At 34.0% G+C, this 17,973-nt stretch carries 15 protein-coding genes; 12 read left to right on the top strand and 3 right to left on the bottom strand.

Annotated elements, in window-relative coordinates; genetic code table 11:
* Positions 1 to 195 precede the first annotated feature (195 nt).
* On the top strand, positions 196 to 870 hold the full coding sequence (locus tag ACEN33_RS09110; RefSeq protein WP_407094904.1) for a hypothetical protein: 675 nt from the start codon (positions 196 to 198) through the stop codon (positions 868 to 870).
* Between the two features lie 48 nt (positions 871 to 918).
* Here ACEN33_RS09110 and ACEN33_RS09105 read toward each other — a convergent pair whose 3' ends face one another.
* Together ACEN33_RS09105 and recU are read right to left on the bottom strand one after the other, a co-directional pair.
* A complete protein-coding gene (locus ACEN33_RS09105; protein WP_407094903.1) occupies positions 919 to 3,465 on the bottom strand; it encodes a PBP1A family penicillin-binding protein in 2,547 nt (848 codons plus the stop codon).
* Positions 3,466 to 3,492: 27 nt separating this feature from the next.
* Positions 3,493 to 4,086 carry a Holliday junction resolvase RecU gene (gene recU / locus ACEN33_RS09100; protein ID WP_407090643.1) on the bottom strand — a complete coding sequence of 198 codons (594 nt, stop codon included), beginning with the start codon at positions 4,084 to 4,086 and terminating at the stop codon, positions 3,493 to 3,495.
* Positions 4,087 to 4,382: 296 nt separating this feature from the next.
* On the opposite strand from recU, the gene tig reads away from it, so the two are divergent.
* The 6 genes from tig to rpoD all read left to right on the top strand — a co-directional run bounded on the left by tig (position 4,383) and on the right by rpoD (position 12,011).
* Entirely contained in the window at positions 4,383 to 5,666 is a 1,284-nt protein-coding gene (tig, locus tag ACEN33_RS09095; RefSeq protein ID WP_407090632.1) for a trigger factor, read from the top strand.
* Positions 5,667 to 5,795: 129 nt separating this feature from the next.
* Positions 5,796 to 7,040, top strand: coding sequence for an ATP-dependent Clp protease ATP-binding subunit ClpX (clpX, locus tag ACEN33_RS09090; RefSeq protein ID WP_407090633.1), 1,245 nt, complete (start codon positions 5,796 to 5,798; stop codon positions 7,038 to 7,040).
* Between the two features lie 17 nt (positions 7,041 to 7,057).
* Positions 7,058 to 7,642 carry a ribosome biogenesis GTP-binding protein YihA/YsxC gene (yihA, locus tag ACEN33_RS09085; RefSeq protein WP_407090634.1) on the top strand — a complete coding sequence of 195 codons (585 nt, stop codon included), beginning with the start codon at positions 7,058 to 7,060 and terminating at the stop codon, positions 7,640 to 7,642.
* 20 nt (positions 7,643 to 7,662) lie between these two features.
* On the top strand, positions 7,663 to 8,919 hold the full coding sequence (locus ACEN33_RS09080) for an MFS transporter (protein WP_407090635.1): 1,257 nt from the start codon (positions 7,663 to 7,665) through the stop codon (positions 8,917 to 8,919).
* Between the two features lie 25 nt (positions 8,920 to 8,944).
* On the top strand, positions 8,945 to 10,795 hold the full coding sequence (gene dnaG, locus ACEN33_RS09075) for a DNA primase (protein ID WP_407090636.1): 1,851 nt from the start codon (positions 8,945 to 8,947) through the stop codon (positions 10,793 to 10,795).
* A 13-nt stretch (positions 10,796 to 10,808) separates the two neighbouring features.
* The gene (gene rpoD / locus ACEN33_RS09070; RefSeq protein WP_407090637.1) at positions 10,809 to 12,011 is read left to right on the top strand and encodes an RNA polymerase sigma factor RpoD; all 1,203 of its coding nucleotides are present in this window, start codon (positions 10,809 to 10,811) and stop codon (positions 12,009 to 12,011) included.
* A gap of 68 nt (positions 12,012 to 12,079) precedes the next feature.
* Here rpoD and ACEN33_RS09065 read toward each other — a convergent pair whose 3' ends face one another.
* The gene (locus ACEN33_RS09065; RefSeq protein ID WP_407090638.1) at positions 12,080 to 13,108 is read right to left on the bottom strand and encodes a lipoate--protein ligase; all 1,029 of its coding nucleotides are present in this window, start codon (positions 13,106 to 13,108) and stop codon (positions 12,080 to 12,082) included.
* A 173-nt stretch (positions 13,109 to 13,281) separates the two neighbouring features.
* On the opposite strand from ACEN33_RS09065, the gene ACEN33_RS09060 reads away from it, so the two are divergent.
* From ACEN33_RS09060 to ACEN33_RS09040, 5 genes are all read left to right on the top strand, one after another.
* Positions 13,282 to 14,295, top strand: a complete 1,014-nt coding sequence (locus tag ACEN33_RS09060) for an LLM class flavin-dependent oxidoreductase (protein ID WP_407094902.1) — start codon at positions 13,282 to 13,284, stop codon at positions 14,293 to 14,295.
* 421 nt (positions 14,296 to 14,716) lie between these two features.
* Complete coding sequence (locus ACEN33_RS09055) at positions 14,717 to 15,448, top strand: amino acid ABC transporter ATP-binding protein (protein WP_407090640.1); 732 nt, start codon at positions 14,717 to 14,719, stop codon at positions 15,446 to 15,448.
* A gap of 19 nt (positions 15,449 to 15,467) precedes the next feature.
* Positions 15,468 to 16,295 (top strand): transporter substrate-binding domain-containing protein, encoded by an 828-nt coding sequence (locus ACEN33_RS09050; protein WP_407090641.1) that lies wholly within the window; start codon positions 15,468 to 15,470, stop codon positions 16,293 to 16,295.
* Between the two features lie 86 nt (positions 16,296 to 16,381).
* Complete coding sequence (locus tag ACEN33_RS09045; RefSeq protein ID WP_407090642.1) at positions 16,382 to 17,089, top strand: amino acid ABC transporter permease; 708 nt, start codon at positions 16,382 to 16,384, stop codon at positions 17,087 to 17,089.
* A gap of 30 nt (positions 17,090 to 17,119) precedes the next feature.
* A complete protein-coding gene (locus tag ACEN33_RS09040; protein ID WP_407090644.1) occupies positions 17,120 to 17,764 on the top strand; it encodes an amino acid ABC transporter permease in 645 nt (214 codons plus the stop codon).
* Positions 17,765 to 17,973 lie beyond the last annotated feature (209 nt).

The following is a 17,973-nucleotide window of genomic DNA, read 5'->3' as shown; positions in this document are numbered from 1 at the left end:
TTAACCCGAAGCCACCGCGGTTTCCAGCAAGCTGAAGCAGAGCTATGGGAAATGTTTGGAACACTAGCAGAGAGCTGATTTTTTTACAGAAGGAATTCTTTATTTACACAAACTTCTTGACGCTCCCATTATTATATCATATAGTTATAAAATTATACTAGATAAATTAAATGACTTTAGAATGGGGACGTCAAAATGTTTGAACAATGGCTTGCAATGGAACAGTTTTATTTTAATGATATGTGGATTTTTGTCACAATCAGTTGCGTATTAGGTATAATATTTTTTGCTTCAATTGCTTATATTAAAAAAAGAATCGTACAAGTTATCGCTTTAGTAACGATTATTTTCTGGTTTATAACAGGTGTGTTTGTCTACCGAGGGTACGAAGAACATCATGTAATGATTTCTTTGAATAGTTATATTAATGCTGCTAATCGCAAATATGAGAAGAAAATATTTTTTGACTTTCCTTATCCCTATTCGGAACTGTCACTTTATAAGCAAGGATATATGAAGAAATATTTTGAGGCACTCCCATTTTACGATGCAGAACAATTAACTGAAGAGGTTGAATACAAGGGGAGTGATGGTACATATTATTATATAGAAGCTAAAGGAAATATATACTATACTTCTCAACGTCTATTAAGTTTCTCTGATCAAGTCAATGAACCACATAGAGTAGGAGTTCAATATCATTTAAATGATCAACAGTTTGAAACTATTGGATTTATTAATCCATCCTCAATATTTTTAGAATCATATTTGGTTCCGGAAAGTTTAAGTGACCTTGAAGTAAGTGAAGAAGATAAAGATAAGGCTGTTTATCATTCCGACCAACAAATTGGTCGATGGTTGTCACCATAAAAGCAAAAAAAGAGTGAATGAGATTTTTATTCTCATTCACTCTTTTTGTTACAATGGATTATTTTCTGATTCAGATTCTGTACTGAAAACACTTGAATTTTCTTCAGGTAATTCATTCCCATTTGGTCCAGATTCAGTCTCTGTTCCTTCTGGTGTAGATTCTTCTGATTCATCGTCGGAAGAAGTTGTCTCATCTTCACTTTCAGATTCATCCCCGGAAGAATCTTCCTGAGTTGTTAGCGTTAGTGTAATAACCATCACGTCAGAACTACTATTACCATCAACGATTCGTAATCTTAAGACATATTCTCCATCACTTTCTGCAGGAATTTGGAATGCAGTATTCGTTCCGGTGTAAACAACTTGTCCGTTTACAGATAATTCGAACTGTCCAGATTCAGTCAATGGCCCCCATTGAGCATTAATTACTTTATTCTCTTGATCATATTCTGCGTAAAATCCAGTTGGTGGATTAATATAACGACCATAAGCGAGTGATTGTTCTGTAGGTTCCTGACCTCTAATAAATAATTCGTTCGATTTAGCTTCTGCAGGAGTATATGGTCCCGGTAATAAAATTGGATCAGTATATTTTTCAATTTCTACTTCAACTATACTTTCTGGTTTCTCCCAATCTGTTACTGGTACATCAGTCATTAGATAAGTCATCATTTCACGATAGATATGCTGAGGAATGGCAGTTTCTTCAAGCGTTAAGTAATTACCAGGTTCATTTGGATTATCATAACCTACCCAAGAACTAATTGAATACTGAGGACTCATTCCGACATACCAACCATCAGGAGCAGCATATGTTCCTTGGTCTAAACCAAGAGCTGCTAACTGATCTTCTGTATAATTCGTTGTTCCAGTTTTACCAGCATGGTAAATACCTTCAATATCAGAACTACTAGCAAATACACCAGGCACACCTTTGAGAATGTCTGTTAGCATATAAGCAGTAGTATCTTTCATTGCTTGACGCGTTTCAGTTTCGAATATTTCTTCAGTACCAGCAGAAGTAATAACACGATTCACCGTATATGGCTTATTGTATTCACCATAATTTGCGATGGCAGCATAGGCTGCTGATAATTGAATAGGTGTAATACCTCCACCTAGGGCATTCGCTTCGACTAATTCACGTTTGTTGTCATTGAGGATATTGATATCCATCTTTTGTAAAAAGGCATAGGCATTATCTAATCCAACAGCTTGAAGTACTTTTAAAGCTGGAATGTTACGTGAGCCGGCTAAAGCTTCACGAAGTGTCATATTACCTTCATATTCAAAGTCATAGTTATAAAATTCTTGACCGCTTGAATAGGTATACGGCTCATCAACAACCAATGTACCTGTAGAGAAGTTTAAGTATTCTAGGGCTGGTCCATAGGCTGATAAAGGTTTCATAGTTGAACCAATTGAGCGATTCAATGTATTTGCACGGTTTAAGCCCATCGCAACTTCTTGTTTACGACCACCGATCAGGGCCACTAATTGACCATTATCCACATCTACAATAGAAGCAGCCGTTTGCATTTGATCATCAGGGAAGACAACCGCTTCATTATTATTCACTGTATCGTAAAGTTTTTCTTGAGCTTGATAGTCCATATTCGTATAGACTTCAACGCCATCAGTATAGATATTGATGTTCATCTTATCTTGCGCTTCTTGTGCGACAACATCTAAGTAAGCATCAATGACTAAATCAACTTTATTTGTTGAGCTGTTAGATAAGGGAACTAACATTGATTCAATCGCCGTATTAACAGCTTCATCATATTGTTGTTGGGAAATCATTTCTCGATCTAACATAACTGCTAATACTAAATCTCGACGTTCTTTAGCTTCAGCAGGATTTGTATAAGGATCATAATTAGAAGGTGCTTGAGGAAGACCAGCCAAAAGGGCAGCTTCAGCTAAATTAATTTCTTGAATATCTTTTCCGAAGAATTCTTTAGCAGCTGTTTTGGCACCATAGACATTATTTGAATAGAATAGTTTATTTAAATATAAAGTTAATATCTCCTCTTTATTATATTCTTGTTCAATCTGCATTGCGAGCCAAGCTTCTTGAGATTTACGTTCTAATGTTTGGTCTTGGAAATCAGTTGAGAATACAGATAGTTTTACTAATTGTTGAGTAATAGTACTACCACCTTGAACAATTCCTCCAGCTCGAAGGTTTGCAATTAGTGAACCAACAATTCTTATCGGGTCAACGCCATTATGATTATAAAAACGAGTATCTTCAATAGCGATAACCGCATCTTCTAATACTTGTGGGATTTCCGATGCTTCCATGACATCTTTATTTAGACCTCCAAGTTCTTTAACTAAGTCACCAGACTTATCATAAATCTTACTCGAAACTTGACCTTGCAAATCACTGAAGCTAATTTCAGGAGAATTCATTGCGTAATAGCCGAAAACCCCCGCTCCTCCAATGACAGCAATGAAAAATAGCATAATGAGTAAAATGAAAATTCGTTTGACGATTTTTTTCGGTTTTCGATTGCGTTTATTTTTGTTTCCTTTATTATTTTTTTTATTTCTATATTTTTTGCGTTCTACACGACTTCCAGTTGCCATTTACGACATCCTTTCTACAAAGTAACTTTAATTATTTTCTAACAAGTATTCATCAAGAGCCTTTAAGTAATCAATCATCGGAAAAATACCAGTAGGGCATTCATACCCATTCTCCTTGATAAAATCATAAGTTAGACTTTGTTTGTCATTATTATTTATATATTGATGTATGTATTGATAAGGTAGTAAATAAATTTCATCTAATTCACTAAAAGATACAATTAAAAAGGCGATACCGCCTTGATCTAAACAAGAAAGCATGTGTTCTCGTTGATGTTCTGGTAAATTAGATAAAGGAAAGCTTGTTTTGTTTTTAGTTTCCTTCGCTTCAAAATCAATGTACTTGCCTTGATATACGCCATTATAATCCGTCGTTGAAGCATGACGGTAATATGCTTCTGTGATCCGAGCAGCACTTCGTCTTGGATAATCCACTCGAACAACTTGAATCGGAGTGGGTTTTTTATGAATGACTGCTAAGTTATGAGTCAGGTAATACTCATTACTTTTATTCAAGCGTTCTTCTAGAGACATACCTCGACTTCCATAGTTTATTCTCTTGTTTCGTTTTAATTTGATTTGTTTTTTAGGACCATGTCCCATTGGATATTTCACCATGATGTCACTCCTTATCACTATTTTTCATTATAACTAATAATTAAACTGTTAGATAGGTAAAATAGAGATAAAACATAAAATTAATCCAATTGACAAAAATAATAAACAATTATTCAAACATAGATAGTATATTATCATAAGTTACATGTTGAAACATGAATAATATGTGATATTATATGGAAAAAAGATTTGCATAGGCTATATCTGTACGAATTATTGAGTAAAACAGTTTACAAAAGGGCAATTTTCGGTTAGAATACAAAGGTATGTAAAACAAGAAGTGTTGGAGGGTTAACTTAATGACTACAAATTTTGAAAAAACAACAGGCAATGAAGGTACATTAACTTTTGAAATTCCTCAAGAGGAAGTAAAAAAAGGATTAGACCAAGCCTTTAAAAAAGTACAAAAAACTGTATCAGTTCCAGGTTTCCGTAAAGGGAAAGTTCCACGTCAGATTTTTAAAAACGTATATGGTGAAGAAGCATTATATGATGAAGCTTTAAACGCTGTATTACCAGATGCATATGAAGCTGCAGTTAAAGAAGCAGGTTTAGATGTGGTTGGACAACCAAAACTTGATATCGAAACAATCGGTAAAAAAGAACCTTGGGTAATGAAAGCAGAGGTTACATTAAAACCAGATGTTCAACTTGGTGAATATAAAGGATTATCAGTAGAAAAACAAGATACTGAAGTAACTGATGAAGATGTTCAAAACGCAATCAAATCTCGCCAAGAGAAATTAGCTGAATTAGTTGTTAAAGATTCAGAAGCGGTTGAAGGAGATACTGTAGTTATCGATTACGAAGGTTTCGTAGATACTGAAGCATTCGATGGTGGTAAAGCAGAAAATCATTCATTAGAATTAGGATCAAATTCATTTATTCCTGGTTTCGAAGAGCAATTAGTTGGAACTAAAGCTGGCGATAACTTAGATGTTAATGTTACTTTCCCAGAAGAATACCAAGCTGAAGAATTAGCTGGTAAAGAAGCTGTGTTCAAAGTAACAGTACACGAAGTTAAAGCTACTGAATTACCTGAATTAGATGATGAATTCGCTAAAGACGTTGATGACGAAGTTGAAACTTTAGCAGAATTAGAGAACAAAATTCGTGTTCAATTAGAAGAAGAAAAACAACAAGCAGCTAAAGACATCTTTGAAGACTTAGCTTTACGCCAAGCTGTTGACAATGCAGAAGTTGAAGGTGGCGTTCCATGGGCAATGGTTCATGAAGAAATTCACCGTCAAATGGATTACTTCTTAAATAACTTAAGCCGTCAAGGTATTCAACCTGAAATGTACTACCAAATTACTGGTACAACATCTCAAGACTTACATGATCAATTCGAAGAAGAAGCTGAATTACGTACTAAGACAAACTTAGTATTAGAAGCTATCGTTAAAGCTGAAAACCTTGAAGTAAGCGACGAAGAAAAAGAAGGAGAAGTAGAATCTCTTGCTGAACAATATGGTATGGAAGTTGACCAAGTTCGTGGATTTGTATCTGACGACATGTTAGATTCAGATATCAAGATGAAAAAAGCAATGAGCATCATTGTTGACTCTGCAGAAGAAAAGTAAGATAATAAGGATTAAAGATTAATATTATAGAGGGATTGCAAGAGTCACTAGTGTTTAATTTGGGGCTTCTTTGCATCCCTCTCTTTTGATGTTATTTATATTTTTAAAGAAAATTAAGGAGGATAATAAATGGCAAAAAAAACATCGGATATGACTAATTTCTATTGTTCATTTTGTGGAAAATCACAAGATGAGGTTAATAAAATTGTTGCAGGACCAGATGTATATATTTGTGATGAGTGTGTCGAATTATGTAAAAACATTATCGATGAAGAACTGAAAAGTGAAAGAACTCATGAACCTGTAAAAATGCTAATTCCTAGCGAAATTAAAGACGTTTTAGATGATTATGTTATCGGACAAGATGCAGCTAAAAAATCACTTTCTGTTGCTGTTTATAATCATTATAAAAGAGTGAACCAGAATATGATGGTTGATGATGAAGTGGAGTTACAAAAAAGTAACATCGCTTTAATTGGGCCGACAGGATCAGGTAAGACTTTCTTAGCACAAACAATGGCAAAAACATTAAATGTTCCATTTGCGATTGCTGATGCAACCACACTAACTGAAGCAGGTTATGTAGGGGAAGATGTTGAGAACGTTCTATTAAAATTAGTTCAAGCCGCAGATTATGATATTGAACGTGCAGAAAAAGGTATTATCTACATTGATGAAATTGATAAAATATCTAGAAAAAGTGAAAATGTTTCAATTACACGGGATGTCAGTGGTGAAGGTGTCCAACAAGCCTTATTAAAAATATTAGAAGGTACAGAAGCAAATATACCTCCTAAAGGTGGACGCAAACATCCAAATCAAGAATTCTTAAAATTAGATACTAAGAACATCTTATTCATCGTTGGGGGTGCCTTTGATGGGATCGAAACGATTGTAAAAGAAAGATTAGGCAGTAAAGTCATTGGTTTTGGTAAAACAACTGGAAAAATTGATGAAACGAAAAGTTTAATGCAACAAGTAACTTCTGAAGATTTACTTAAGTTCGGATTAATCCCAGAATTCATTGGACGTATCCCTATCACAGCAGCTTTAGAGAAGTTAACAGAAGAAGATTTAATTTCAATTCTAACAAAACCAAAAAATGCACTTGTTAAACAATATAAAAAACAATTATCAATGGATAATGTAGTACTTGAATTTGAAGAAGAGGCATTAAAAGCAATTGCTCAACAAGCGCTTGAACGCGGAACTGGTGCACGTGGTTTAAGATCAATCATCGAGAATGTGATGTTAGAAATTATGTACGAAGTGCCGAGTCGTGAAGATATCGCTAAGATAATTATTACGAAGGAAAATGTCGAAGGTGCGCATAAACCTGAATATTATAGTAATGACAATCGAAAAATTTCATAAAAGCGAGGCAGCATAATATGAAAGTACAAAATCCAAAACTCGAAATAACTGCAGTAAAGCTTGAACAGTATCCATCTATGGATAAACCAGAAATCGCTTTAGCAGGAAGATCCAATGTAGGTAAATCTTCATTTATTAATACATTAATTGAGAGAAAAGGCTTAGCTAGAACATCTGGGCAACCAGGGAAAACTCAAACGTTAAATTTCTATAATATGGATGATAAGTTCAGATTTGTAGATGTTCCTGGTTACGGGTATGCGAAAGTATCCAAAACTGATCGTGCTAGTTGGGCTAAAATGATAACTGAATACTTAACAAACCGAGACAACTTAGTAACTCTCTTGTTATTAATGGACTTTCGTCATGAACCGACAGAATTAGACATTCAAATGAAAGAATTTGCTGATGAATTAGACATTCCATATGCGATTGTTTTAACAAAAGTTGATAAAATTAAAAGAAGCCAACGAAATAAACATATTTCGATGTACACTAAAAAGTTAGAATTACCAACGAGTGATGCATTGTTTTTATTCTCTTCTGAAACAGCCGAAGGGAAAGAAGATATTTGGGAAGTAATTGAAAGTCAAATCAACTAACAAGAGAACAGGAGAATACAATGTTTAAACAACTTAAAGGTCAGTTTAATAAAGCAGAGTGGAGTTGGATGTTTCAAGATTGGGCAAACTCAGCCTATTCCTTAATGATAACAACAGCTATATTCCCAATTTTTTATAAGTCTGTTGCGGATGCAGGAGGTATAAGTGGGGCAGACTCAACAGCTTACCTTGGATATACCAATGCGATTGCAACAGTTCTAACAGCTGTTTTAGCCCCTTTTCTTGGGACGAGTGCTGATTATAAAGGGTATCGAAAACCTTTATTCACTATTTCAACACTCTTAGGTATAATTGCTGTATTTTCAATGATGTTTATTGGAAATGGTAACTGGTTTTTATTATTAGTTGTTTATACGATTTCTTCATTTGGTTTTCACGTAGCTAATATATTCTATGATAGTTCGATTATGGATGTAACAACACCGGAACGACTAGATCAAGTCAGTTCAACTGGCTTTGGTTTAGGTTATATCGGTAGCGTATTTCCCTTTTTAATATTTATGGTGTTCCAATTAACAGGGATATTTCCTGCGAATGTCACTGTTAATATTGGATTCTTCCTTACAGCTGCATGGTGGTTTATCTTTACAATTCCATATTGGAAGAATGTAAATCAAGTGAATTACTTAGAAAAAACTGAAGGTATTATTCAAACGACGGTGAAATCATTAACTGCTACTGTAAAAGAATTAAAGAAATATCCACATATCTATTTGTTTTTACTTGGTTATTTCTTTTATATAGATGGTGTCGGAACAATCATTGCGATGGCCACTTCAGTAGGTACAGATTTAGGCTTATCAGCAAATGAACTTATCATCATGTTGCTAGTCGTTCAAATCGTAGCATTCCCATGTTCTATTATGTACGGGTATTTAGCTAGACGTTTTGGCACTAGAACAATGTTATTTGTTGGTATTGCTACTTATATAGTTATTTGTATTTTCGGATTAAGTTTAGATTCATTTACCGATTTTATGATTTTAGCTGTGCTAGTCGGAACGGCTCAAGGTGGAATTCAAGGTTTGAGTCGCTCTTACTTTGGTCAGATTATTCCTAGAGAGAAAAGTAATCAGTTTTATGGTTTCTATAATATTTTCGGGAAGTTCTCTTCCGTATTAGGAACGACTATTTTAGGAGTTGTAGCGCAGATAACAGGCGATTCTTTAAAAGGATTGTTTGCTCTAATTGTGCAATTTATTATCGGTGCGATTCTGTTATACATGGCAAAACCAAGCAAAAGTTACACTAATTAACTCGAAATAATAGAGGTGATTTCAATTGAGTTATATTCCAGAGGAAGTTATCAACGAGGTTAAAAGTAATGTTGATATCGTCGAACTTATTGGACAATATGTTCAATTGAATAAGCGTGGGACAAACTACATGGCCTCATGTCCTTTTCATGAGGATAACAATCCTTCTTTTTCAGTTTCACAGCCGAAGCAAATTTATAAGTGTTTTAGTTGTGGGAGAGGGGGGAATATCTTTGGTTTTCTACAAGAAATTGAAGGTATTTCTTTTACTGAATCTGTAGCAAAAGCAGCTGAGTTTGCGAATATTACGGTTGATGAAAAATATATTCAAGCTCAACCTTCAAAGCAGCAAGAATTTAGTTATTTATATGATATACACGAAAAAGCAAATGATTTTTACCACTACTACTTAATGAGCACAAATAATGGTGCAGAAGCTTTTGATTATTTAATTCAAAGACAGCTAACAAAAGAAGTGTTAGAAGTGTTTCAATTTGGCTTAGCGCCAAATAACTCACAATTATTAGTCCAATATTTACAAAAGGCAGGTTTTACATCCGAACAGCTAGTAGATTCAGGTATTTTTTATATGGCTGACTCTGGTGAATTAATTGATCGTTTTCGTAATCGAATTATGATTCCTCTTCGTAATAGTAGAGGAGATGTTGTAGCGTTTTCTGGACGTGTGTTTCAAGAGAATAGTGAAAAGTCGGCCAAGTATTTAAACTCACCTGAGACAAATATCTTTAAAAAAGGTAAGTTAATTTATAATTTAGACAACGCTAGATTACCCATTCGCAATCAGAATAAAGTGTTAATTGCAGAAGGTTACATGGACGTCATTAGTTTATATCAAGCAGGATATGAGAATGTGGTTGCTTCGATGGGGACAAGTTTGTCGGAGGATCACTTAAAACAATTAAGTAAAATGACGAACACTTTAATTTTTGCCTTTGATGGCGATGATGCTGGACAAAAAGCAACGAGTCGAGCTTTTCAGACAGCTCAAGGTATAACGAATGCAGAAATCAAAGCAATTCAGATACCTAATAAACTTGATCCTGATGAATGGATTAAGGAACACGGGAAAGATAGTTTCCAACAATTAATTAATCAAAGCATTTCACAATTTGAGTTTAATCGAGATTTTTTTAAGAAAGATTACAATTTAAACGATGAATATGAACTTGCACAATATATTGAAAAAGTTATCGAATTAATTAGCCAAATCAAATCACCTATTGAACAACAATTAAGAATTAATGATTTAGTGAATGAGTATCATCTTTCGGAGGCAATCATTACCGAACAGGTCAATCGTGCTCGTGATATTCGACCGAATAATTACAAGCAACCCACTGAGCAATATAATAGTGTGGAACCACCTCAAGCTAGTTTTTCAAATGAACAATTTATAACACAAGAATCTGCTTTGCAAATTAAATCAAAACGAGCATTTAATAGTGAAAAGCAAATTATATTCTATTTGATTTATTTCGAAGAGGCATGGGATTATATGGAAGAATTAAGTAATCCTCCAGTATTTTTTCATGATTTTACAAGTAAAGCATTTTTTGAGCTAGATCGATATTATTACGAAGGAAATCATTTGCCACTCACTGGTATCATTGATAGAATAAACGATACCCAAGTAAGTCATTTTTTAACTTCGTTAATGTGGGAACAAGAATTATTCGATTTTACTCGACAACTGTTAGATGATTGCTTCAAAGTTTTACAGCAAGAATTTATTCAACAAGAGATCAATGAATTAAGAAAGAAAGTTGTTCAATATCAAAAACAACAAGATTATTCAGAAATGAATCATACTTTAACAAGAATCATGAATTTAACGCGTCAGATTAAAGAAATTTAGGGGGCTTACTTATATGACTGAAAAAGATCAAGTTCAAGAAGAACAGCAACAACAGCAAGATGGAAAAACAATCGAGCAAAAAGATCCTCAACAAGAGCATGTAAAAGAAGAAAGAAGTAACGAGTTATCACTTACGTTAGAACAAGCAACGAAACAATTAATTGCTGAAAAGAGAACGTTAGGTCAAATTCATTATGATGAATTAACAAAATCAATTGCTAGTCCATACGAATTGGATGCAAATGCTATTGATAAATTAATTCAACAAGTTGAAGATAGTGGTATTGCGGTCGTTGGTGACGATGGTGGACCAACTAAACAACAAATGGTACGAGCAGAAGAAGGGGACAAGTCAACAACAGCGTCTTCAGCAGCTGTATCTAAAATCAAAGTAAGCGATCCAGTTCGTATGTACTTAAAAGAAATTGGACGCGTTGATTTACTTACAGCAGATGAAGAAGTTTCCATTGCAAAACGAATTGAAGATGGCGATGACTTAGCTAAACAAGAATTAGCAGAAGCAAACTTACGTTTAGTTGTATCGATTGCAAAGCGTTATGTTGGGCGTGGTATGTCTTTCTTAGATTTAATTCAAGAAGGTAATATGGGATTAATGAAAGCTGTTGATAAATTTGACTACCATAAAGGATTTAAATTCTCTACCTATGCTACGTGGTGGATTCGTCAAGCAATCACAAGAGCGATTGCTGACCAAGCAAGAACAATTCGTATTCCTGTACATATGGTAGAAACTATTAATAAATTAGTACGTGTACAAAGAACATTATTACAAGATTTAGGTAGAGAACCGACTCCAGAAGAAATTGGTGCCGAAATGGATTTACCGACTGAAAAAGTCCGTGAAATTCTCAAGATTGCTCAAGAACCTGTTTCCCTTGAGACACCGATTGGTGAAGAAGATGACTCTCATTTAGGTGATTTCATTGAAGATGAAGGGGCTATGAGTCCAGAAGCATTTACTTCAAGTTCTTTATTAAGAGAACAATTGGAAGATGTCCTAGATACATTAACCGATCGTGAAGAGAATGTATTACGTCTTCGTTTTGGTTTAGATGACGGGAATATTCGCACTTTAGAACAAGTAGGTAAAGTTTTTGGCGTGACACGTGAACGTATTCGGCAAATTGAAGCAAAAGCATTGCGTAAATTACGCCACCCAAGCCGTTCTAAGCAATTAAAAGATTTCTTAGAGTAGAATACATAATTTAAGATAAAGAGGCTGTATCGTTGGATATAGCCTCTTTTTACTATGTTTTATACTGTTTATTGTTCTAAAATCAAATCAATGATATTTTCGGCTGTAATCTTACCAAAATACTCATTAAGTTCAATTGGTGTAAGAGCTTCTAATAATTCTTTACGTTCAACACGTGTTCCGATTAAAGTATTTTCGATATCTTTTATATCAGCTTTTCCAAAAAAGTCCCCATAAATACGGATTTTTTGAATTCTCCCTTTATCTACACTAAGCGTTAATGATACCGTTCCGCCTTCAAATCGGCCATCAGCATTATAATCGTAACGGGGCGATTTACCATAATTCCAATCCCAATTAGCGAATTTTTCTTCAGCAATCTTATCAATGGCAGCCCATTCTTCCTCAGATAGTCGGTAATACTTAATGTCGTCGGGATGATTAACACCACACAAATGCATTAACATAGTTTTTTCGAAATCTTCCACTGTGATATCTTGATATTCCTTGGCTAGATGTGAACGAATTGGTGTAACACGACGTCGCACTGACTTAATCCCTTTAGATTCTATTTTTTTGCGATTTGGCCGCAATGCATTTTCAACAGCATCAAAATCTATATCTAGTAGAAGAGAGTAGCCCGCATATAATCGACCTTTTTGAATAGTGACAGCTGCACCGGAAACCTTTTGACCATCAATTTCAAGGTCATTTCGACCTTTACGGCCGACATTTTTAGCGCCTAACTGTTTTAATCCATCTATTGTTGGTTGATAAATACGATCGAAATTTTCATCAAAATTTGTAGAAGGATCGTCTATTATAAAAACAAAATTCGCATGGTTTCTATCCATATAGATGGCACCACCACCTGTTTCTCGTCTAACAATATCAATATTGTTTCTTGATATATATTCTTGGTTTACTTCTTCAACGGTATTTTGGTACTTTCCAATTTGGACGGAAGCACTTGGTCGGTATGGGAAAACTAAGGATTCATCCAACTTAATGTTTTCTAAAGCATAAATATGCATAGCTAATTGAGTAGCATGATCTAACACCTCAACACCGTTTCGAATATGTTCAATTACGTACATGATACGACCCCTTCATAAGTTTAATAAGGTCATTATATCATAGTGCATATTATATGCTATAACAGACAAAATCATGATGTAGACTACTTTAAAGGTAATCACTATTAGAAAGATAATAATTATGATACCGTAATAATAATAAATTATAACAGTTATTTGAGAGGAGAAAATCATTGGTTAAATTAAGTGTATTAGATTATGCTCAAATTGATGAACTAAAAGATGCACAAACTGCGGTAAAAGAATCCACTGACTTAGCGAAAGTTGCAGAAAAATTAGGTTTTCATCGTTATTGGGTGGCTGAACATCATAATGTTCCAGCTTTTGCAAGTAGTTCCCCTGAAATGTTAATGATGCATATTGCTGATTCGACAAAGAGAATCCGAATTGGATCAGGAGGCGTGATGATACCTCATTACAGCCCATATAAAGTGGCGGAAAACTTTAGAATGTTAGAAGCATTTCATCCAAACCGTATTGATTTAGGTATCGGTAATTCTTTAGGAACTAATTTAGTTAACAAAGCATTAAATGAAACGAAAGAGCGAAAATTACCTTATAATCAAAGTATTCAAGATTTATATAAATACGTGACAGATACAAATGACATTGATCATCGTTTAAATGATATTACGGCCAATCCTAAAGTCGATACAGTGCCCCAGATGTTCCAGTTAACAACTAGTACTAGAGGTGCAAAAAACGCTGCTAAATATGGACTTGGATTGACTTTTGGTTTATTTCCAAATGCAAGCAGTGATAAATTGAATGTTGGGAAAGAAGCGGCTGAAATATATAGAAGTGAATTTAAAGCATCAAAAGCAGTAGAGCAACCAATCGTCATGTTCTCGCCATTTGTCGTTGTAGCTGATACAGATGCAGAAGCAAAAGAACTTCAAAAAGCGTTAGATGTTTGGTTACTAGGTAAAAACCACTTTGATGAATTTAAGCAATTTCCATCAGTTGAAACGGCAAAGAATTATCAATTTACTCAAGAGGATTTAAAGAATGTACAAGCTAATCGTACAAGAATGGTTGTCGGAGATATTGATTCAGTTAAGGAACAATTGGATCATTTAGTAAATCAATTTCAAGCGGATGAAGTATTAATCATTCCATTATTGCCAAAAATCGAAAATCGAATCAAAGCTTTAGAGTTATTAGCAGATCGTTTTTCAATAAAATAAAATTAAAAATAAATAAGTAATTAAAAATTTCCATATTAAATATATGGAAATTTTTTTATTTTTTTTTAAAAAAAGAAGCTTACATATTATTGTAATAAATCATAAAATTATTAGGAAATATAACAATTCAGAAAAATAAGAGCAAGTATAAATTTTTTACTATGATTTAAATAAAGAATGAAATAGCTTTCGAATCAGTATTTAACGCAATTAAATAAAGAATTTTGAAACTTTTTATTATTGCAAGCCATGTTACATAATATGACATGACACGTATATTAAAACAGAAGAAAAACAGTTGAAAACTTGTGATAAATTAAAAATAACATTAAATAAAAGTAAAAATAATACTAGTTTTAATAAATATTTTATGATAATCTTCTAATTAAGCTTTAATAGCTTTGAGAAAGGATGTGAAAAAATGATACATATGAAAGACGTCAATAAGTATTTCGGAGATAATCACGTACTAAAAAATATCAATCTGGATATTGAAGAGGGTGAGAAAGTAGTAATTATTGGGCCTTCTGGATCTGGAAAGAGTACATTAATACGTTGTATGAATCGTTTAGAAGAGGTCACTGATGGCGTCGCTGAAGTTTACAATGTTAATTTAACAAAGAAAAACGCACCGATTCAGAAAGTGCGACAAAAAGTTGCGATGGTGTTCCAAAACTTTAATTTATATTCTCATAAAACAATATTAGAGAATATAACTTTAGCACCCATCAAAGTTCAAAAGGTGGATAAAAAGCAGGCGGAAGAATCCGGAATGAAGTATTTAAGACGGGTTGGCCTAGAAGATAAAGCCCATGCTTATCCTGCTCAACTTTCTGGAGGTCAACAACAACGTGTCGCGATAGCGAGAGCATTAAATATGCATCCAGAGGTTATCTTATTTGACGAACCAACTTCAGCATTAGACCCAGAAATGATTCAAGAAGTGTTAGACGTAATGATCGATTTGTCACATTTAAATATTACTATGGTGGTTGTGACACATGAGATGGGCTTTGCCAGATCAGTTGCTGATCGTATTATTTTTATGGATAAAGGTTCAATAGTTGAAACGGGTACACCCGATGAATTCTTTTCTCAAACACAAAATCACCGTGCAAAAGAATTTTTAAGTAAAATTATTAAACATGCTTAATCAAAAAGGAGAATAAACAATGAAAAACTGGAAAAATAAATTAGTTGCATTATCACTTTTAGGAACAACCTTACTTGGAGGATTCGCTCCTAATACAGCTTTTGCTCAAGAAGAACTGCCAGCTCAAGTTCAAGCAATTAAAGATGCCGGTGTGTTTAGAGTAGGAATTAAAGAAGATGTACCTCATTTCGGCTTCTTAAACCCTGATACTACAGAACATGAAGGATTTGAAATTGATTTAGCAAAACTTATCGCAGAAGAGATTACAGGCAGTGCAGATAATATTGAATTTACTGGTGTAACACCTAAAACACGTGGACCTTTATTAGATAACGGTGAAGTAGACGCAGTGATTGCGACATTTACAATTACACCGGAACGTAAGGAAACTTATAACTTCACTGAACCATATTTTGTTGATGAAGTTGGCTTTTTAGTTCGTACTGAGGATGGCATTACTGATTTTGCTGGTTTAGAAGGAAAAACAATTGGTGTTCCTCAAAGTGCAACAACGAAAGATTTAGTTCAAGCGGAAGCTGATGCTCAAGGTGTCACAGTTAAATTTAGTGAATTAGCTACTTATCCAGAATTAAAAACAGCCCTAACTTCTAAACGGATTGACGCTATGTCCGTTGATAAATCAATTTTAGCTGGATATGTTGATGATAATAACCAAATTTTAGATATTGGTTTTTCTCCACAAGAATATGGAATCGCAACGAAATTAAGTAATGATGAATTACACAATTATTTAAATGATTTACTTAACGGTTGGTTAGAAGACGGTACGTTAGCTGAATTACTTGAAACGAATGGCGTTGAAGCAACTAGTTCTGAAAGCGAATAATATATTTTAAAATCATAACCTAAAGTGTGTGACGTATTTTAATGCATATGTCACACATCTTTACGGTTAATAAGAGGAGGGAAAGCATGTCAGTGTTATCAGGTATCTCGTGGTTACAAGAAGGACCCTTTGCGTTGTATCGTTGGGGTGATCTATTTGAAGACATTCCCCTTTTCATGGAAGCCTTTATTTATACTATTGGGATTTCGATTTGTGCTTTAATATTCGCATTTCTATTAGGAACGATTTTAGGAATTAGTTCTTCATCAAGAAGTAAAGTACTTTCAATATTCACACGTATTTATGTAGAATTATTTCAAAATACACCTTTATTAATTCAAATATTCTTTGTTTATTATGGCTTGCCAATGGTAGGGATTGTTTTAGACACGTATATTATTGGTATTATTTGTGTAGGTCTTTATCATGCAGCATATATTGCGGAAGTTATAAGATCAGGTATTGGTTCGGTGGCAAAAGGACAAATGGAAGCAGCACTATCCCAAGGTTTTTCTTTTTGGGAAAGTATGTGGTTAATAGTTTTACCACAGGCTTTCAGGATTATGTTACCAGCGCTAACAAATCAAGTTGTAAACTTAATCAAAAACACTTCTGCTATTGCCATTATTTCTGGAGCAGATATTATGTTTACTGCCAATAGTTGGTCGTCGATGAATTTACATTACGTACCAGCCTTTGCATTTGCTGCCTTTTTATACTTCCTACTATGTTTCCCACTTACGCAATTATCTATTCGTTTAGAAGAGAAGAATAAGAAAGCTTACACTAGGTAGAGGAGGATCAGAATGAGTTTCATGGAACAAATGCAAGAATTATTTACAGTGAACAATATGGTTTTCCTTTTGGAGGGTTTATATCTTACGCTTTATATTTCTGTTATCGCTATATTTTTAAGTTCAATATTTGGAACGATACTCGCCATAATGCGTAATCAGGAAAGAGGATTATTAAAATGGATCGCAACGATCTATATTGAAATTGTTCGTAATGTACCGAATATCTTATGGATATTTGTAATATTTTTAATTTTCCGATTAAAATCTGTAGATGCAGGTATTGCAAGTTTTACTATCTTTACGACAGCTGCCTTAGCTGAGATTATTCGAGGTGGATTAAATAGTGTCGCTAAAGGTGAGATTGAAGCAGCTGAATCACAAGGATTAGCAAGTTCGCAAATCATGTGGCATATTATACTTCCACAAGCGATTAGAAATATGTTACCCGCGATTATGTCACAATTCGTAACAGTGATAAAAGATACGAGTTTCCTATGGTCCGTACTCGCCTTACAAGAAATATTAGGTAAAGCGAATATACTGATGGGAAGATATACCGCAACTTCGCAAGTGTTTGTATTATATGGGTTGTTAGCTTTAATTTACTTTGTAGTAAATTTCACGATTTCACAAATTGCACAAAAAATAGCAAAGAATACTAGTAACAGATAAAACTAAGAGAATTACATATAATCAGAAGCGATTAGTCTCAGATACTAATCGCTTTTTTGATCTAAAAATTTTATGAATAAATAGGTTCTTGAATTTTTGGTGTTGGTGAGAGAAATCTCACTGACACCTTTTTTTGTATGTACACAAAAGCCAGTGAATTCCTATATAATAAAGTTACCATACATTACTAAAAGGAGAATTCACTTGGC

This window comes from Ruoffia sp. FAM 24228, from assembly GCF_045528575.1.
In the GTDB taxonomy this organism is placed as follows: Bacteria; Bacillota; Bacilli; order Lactobacillales; family Aerococcaceae; genus Ruoffia; species Ruoffia halotolerans.
The sequence above is the reverse complement of the archived record's forward strand: the minus strand, read 5'-3'. Positions and strand labels throughout refer to the sequence as shown.

Excerpts from the sequence above, each read along its gene's own strand:
- ACEN33_RS09050 (WP_407090641.1), top strand. The coding sequence starts at position 15,468 with ATGAAAAACTGGAAAAATAAATTAGTTGCATTATCACTTTTAGGAACA.
- rpoD (WP_407090637.1), top strand. The coding sequence starts at position 10,809 with ATGACTGAAAAAGATCAAGTTCAAGAAGAACAGCAACAACAGCAAGAT.
- tig (WP_407090632.1), top strand. The coding sequence starts at position 4,383 with ATGACTACAAATTTTGAAAAAACAACAGGCAATGAAGGTACATTAACT.
- ACEN33_RS09045 (WP_407090642.1), top strand. The coding sequence starts at position 16,382 with ATGTCAGTGTTATCAGGTATCTCGTGGTTACAAGAAGGACCCTTTGCG.
- clpX (WP_407090633.1), top strand. The coding sequence starts at position 5,796 with ATGGCAAAAAAAACATCGGATATGACTAATTTCTATTGTTCATTTTGT.
- ACEN33_RS09065 (WP_407090638.1), bottom strand. The coding sequence starts at position 13,108 with ATGTACGTAATTGAACATATTCGAAACGGTGTTGAGGTGTTAGATCAT.
- ACEN33_RS09080 (WP_407090635.1), top strand. The coding sequence starts at position 7,663 with ATGTTTAAACAACTTAAAGGTCAGTTTAATAAAGCAGAGTGGAGTTGG.
- ACEN33_RS09055 (WP_407090640.1), top strand. The coding sequence starts at position 14,717 with ATGATACATATGAAAGACGTCAATAAGTATTTCGGAGATAATCACGTA.
- yihA (WP_407090634.1), top strand. The coding sequence starts at position 7,058 with ATGAAAGTACAAAATCCAAAACTCGAAATAACTGCAGTAAAGCTTGAA.
- ACEN33_RS09105 (WP_407094903.1), bottom strand. The coding sequence starts at position 3,465 with ATGGCAACTGGAAGTCGTGTAGAACGCAAAAAATATAGAAATAAAAAA.
- ACEN33_RS09040 (WP_407090644.1), top strand. The coding sequence starts at position 17,120 with ATGCAAGAATTATTTACAGTGAACAATATGGTTTTCCTTTTGGAGGGT.
- ACEN33_RS09110 (WP_407094904.1), top strand. The coding sequence starts at position 196 with ATGTTTGAACAATGGCTTGCAATGGAACAGTTTTATTTTAATGATATG.